The sequence below is a fragment of the Allofournierella sp. genome (assembly GCF_048388525.1).
Lineage (GTDB): Bacteria > Bacillota > Clostridia > Oscillospirales > Ruminococcaceae > BQOK01.
In genome coordinates this window covers 1-3,686 of record NZ_DBGCTQ010000043.1, presented here as the reverse complement: position 1 = coordinate 3,686, position 3,686 = coordinate 1, and the positions used below count along the sequence as shown (strand labels likewise).

General features: G+C 62.9%; 3 protein-coding genes. All 3 read right to left on the bottom strand.

The window, feature by feature from the left end:
• Positions 1 to 111: 111 nt before the first annotated feature.
• Positions 112 to 1,116: a hypothetical protein gene (locus ACMLHZ_RS04835; RefSeq protein ID WP_418666663.1), complete on the bottom strand. Its 1,005-nt coding sequence runs from the start codon at positions 1,114 to 1,116 to the stop codon at positions 112 to 114.
• A gap of 36 nt (positions 1,117 to 1,152) precedes the next feature.
• Positions 1,153 to 3,273 carry an ATP-dependent zinc metalloprotease FtsH gene (gene ftsH / locus ACMLHZ_RS04830; protein ID WP_418666662.1) on the bottom strand — a complete coding sequence of 707 codons (2,121 nt, stop codon included), beginning with the start codon at positions 3,271 to 3,273 and terminating at the stop codon, positions 1,153 to 1,155.
• Between the two features lie 50 nt (positions 3,274 to 3,323).
• Positions 3,324 to 3,686, bottom strand: a 363-nt coding sequence (hpt, locus tag ACMLHZ_RS04825) for a hypoxanthine phosphoribosyltransferase (protein ID WP_418666661.1), incomplete at its 5' end; no start/stop codon positions are given.

Here is a 3,686-nt window from a genome sequence, read left to right as displayed (position 1 = left end):
GTCAAAAGCCCCCAATCGTACTTCCATTCTACGATTGGAGGCTTTTTTATTCAATGTCCATTTCCTTTGGTTCTGTGCAAAGTGCAGAACGGGGGGCTGTTTTTTAACCCTTTATCGGGCCATAAAGAACCCGATCACCGCAATGACCGCGCACAGCACGCCGGTGATGGGGGGCGCCCAGCGGATGATCTGCCCGGCGATCACGTCGCGGGGGTCTTCCTCCTGGGGGTACTCCTCTTCCTCCGGCTCATAGCGGCGCGCCGCAGCGTAGGGCTGGCGCGCGGGCTCCGCGGCCCGGCGGGGCTCCTGGCGCGCAGGCTGGGCAGCGCGGCTGGGGGGCGCCAGCAAAACGTCGCTGTCGTCATAGCCCAGTTCTTCTCCCGGCGCCGCCTGGGGCGCGGGTGTATAATTCTGCTGGGCCGCCCCTCCCAGCGGAGGCACGGCCCGGGTGGGCTCCTCGGGGCGCACGGGCGGCGCCATGCGGGTGGGCTGGTCGTCGGTGGCGGGGGCTGCTTTACCGGCCTGCAGCAGGCTGGAAAGGGTGTTCTGCAGCAGAATGCGGTCCGAGCCGCACTCGCTGCACCACACACCCTCCTCCTCGCGGGGGTGGAACGCGCCGCAGGCGCAGTACCAGCCCTCATCGAGCACCTGAGGCACCACGCTCAGGCCCTCTTTATGGGTGCGCTCCCCCAGTTTTCGGGCCAGCTCCGCAGGCAGTTTTTTCGGTGCCGGCAGCCGCACGCGGGGGTAGCGGGTCAGGTCGATGGCAGTACCGTTCGCCAGGTACGCCTGGCCCAGATCCACCTCCACGCTGCCGATCGGGGTCTGGCTGATATACACCGCGTCGTCGGCGCCGAACACCTGGCCGTTGGCCGCGTCCAGATCCTGATAATAGAACTGATCCTGGCACACAATGCCGCCGCTGCGGTCCTTGCATTTAAAGGTGACCACCAGGCCGGTGATCGGCTCGCCGGAAATGTTTTTGAACGACAGGCAAACGGCCACGTCGCCGCTCACATCCCCCTTCAGCAGCTCCACCTTCACAAACTGTACCGGGCTGCCCTTGGTGTAATAGTTGGCGCGTGATTGAGCCAAAAGGTCGAAATTCTCTTCCATGAAGAATTGCCTCCTTTTTTCAGTGCCGGCGAACGCTTATTCGCCCTGGGCGTTTGGGTCGGTCTCACTGGGGGCCGGGGCCTCGGGCTCCTGCGCCGTTTCGGCGGGCTCCGCCGGCTCGGCCGGCTCCGCACGCTCGGCCGTTTCGGCAGGCTGGGCGGGCTCGGTGGTGTCCAGCGGGGGCAGGGTCCCCCCCTCCATGATCTGCTTGAACTCCTCACCGCTCAGCTTCTCGCGGGCCATCAGCTCCTGCGCCACGGTTTCCAGCTGGTCGCGGTGCTCGCTCAGGGTGCGGCGGGCCGTTTCGAACGCCTCGTCCACAATATCCCGGATCTCACTGTCGATCTCTGCGGCGATGGTCTCGGAATAGCCGCGGCCCTGGGTAAAATCGCGCCCCAGGAAGGTCTCTCCCGGCTCAGAGCCGTAAACCACAGGCCCCATGCGCTCGGAAAAACCGTACCGGGTGACCATGGCGCGGGCGGTCTCGGTGGCGCGTTCCAAATCGTTGGAGGCGCCTGTGGAAATATCGTCCAGCACCAGCAGCTCCGCCACGCGGCCGCCCAGCAGGCTCACGATCCGCTCCTGCATGGCGGTCTTGGTCACATAGCTGGCGTCCTTATCGGGCAGATACATGGTGTAGCCGCCCGCAGCGCCCCGGGGGATAATGCTGATCTGATGCACCGGGTCGTTGGTGGGGCAATACCAGCTGGTAATGGCGTGGCCTGCCTCGTGATACGCGGTAAGGCGTTTTTCCTTCTCGGTAACCACACGGCTCTTTTTCTCGGGGCCGGCCACCACCTTAATGGACGCCTCCTCGATCTCTTTTTCCGTGATGGCCTTCTTGCCCCGGCGGGCGGCCAGCAGGGCCGCCTCGTTCACCAGGTTTTCCAGGTCGGCGCCCGCAAAGCCCACAGTGGACTGGGCAATGGTTTTCAGGTTTACGTCCGGCGCAAGGGGCTTTTTGCGGGTGTGCACCCGCAGGATCTCCTCGCGGCCCTTCACGTCCGGCAGGCCCACATACACTGTGCGGTCAAACCGGCCGGGGCGCAGCAGCGCGTGATCCAGGATGTCGGCGCGGTTGGTGGCGGCAATCACGATCACGCCCTCGTTGGCGCCAAAGCCGTCCATCTCCACCAGCATCTGGTTCAGGGTCTGCTCCCGCTCGTCGTGCCCGCCGCCCAGGCCGGTGCCGCGCTGGCGGCCCACGGCGTCGATCTCGTCGATGAAAATAATGCTGGGGGCGGACTTTTTCGCTTTTTCAAACAGATCGCGCACGCGGGAGGCGCCCACGCCCACATACATCTCCACAAAGTCGGAGCCGGAGATGGAGTAGAAGGGCACGCCCGCCTCGCCCGCACAGGCCCGGGCCAGCAGCGTTTTGCCGGTACCCGGGGGGCCCACCAGCAATACGCCGTGGGGAATGCGCGCGCCCAGGCTGTTGAACTGGCCGGGGTTTTTCAAAAACTGCACGATCTCTTCCAGCTCGGCCTTTTCCTCGTCCGCGCCTGCCACATCGGCAAAGGTGGTCTTGCGCTTTTCCTCGCTCTGGTCCTTCACCTTGGCGCGGCCCACATTCATGATGTTGCCGCCCTGGCCGCCCCGGTACATGGTATAGAACACAAAGATCATGCTGCCCACCAGCATAACCATCATCAGGATCTCAAACCAGGGCACGCTGGCCTTGGCCTGGCTGATGTCGTAGACCATGGGCGCATCGGGGTTGGCCGCGTCGTACTGGTCCACATAATCCTGCATGTGGGTGCTCACAAACAGGTTCAGCGCAGGCAGCTTGTAGCTCACATGGTAAATGCCTGCGCCGCTGGGCAGAACCGGCTCCGCCTGTTCGCCGCCCAGCATGGCGGCCAAAAGCCCCTGCTGGGCCTGCTGCTGCTGGGTGGCACCGGTGGTCTCCTTCGCATTTTTGGGCAGTTCCACGGTCCCCTCTTTCAGGGCCATGGTAATGATGCCGGTGTTCTGATCCAGCTCGAACGCCACCACCTGGTTGTTTTCAAAATAGCTCAGCATTTTTGAATACGCCATGCTGGTGGTGCTTGTGGCGCCCATGCTGCCCCACAGGCTGATGGCCAGCCACACCACGGCCAGCAGCACCGCAAGGTAAACGCCGTTGAATTTGGGTTTGCGCTGCAAAAACTTCATCTCCTATCCGTACAGGGAAAAAGGGCGCCTGGCCCCCTTGCACTGGACGCTTATTTTGTGTAGACCTCGGGTTTCAAAACGCCCACATAGGGCAGATTGCGGTATTGTTCGTCGTAATCAAGGCCATAGCCCACCACAAACTCGTCCGGCACCTCATACCCCACATAGTCCGCCTGAAGATCCACCTTGCGGCGGCTGGGCTTATCCAGCAGGGTGGCGATACGGATGCTGGCGGGGTGGCGGCTCTGCAAAAGGCCTTTCAGGTAGGAAAGGGTCATGCCGGAATCCAGAATGTCCTCTACAATCAGGATATCCCGCCCGGAAAGGTCCTGATCCAGATCCTTCACGATCTTTACCACGCCGCTGGTTTTAACGCCGCTGCCGTAGCTGGACACCACCATAAAGTCAATGGC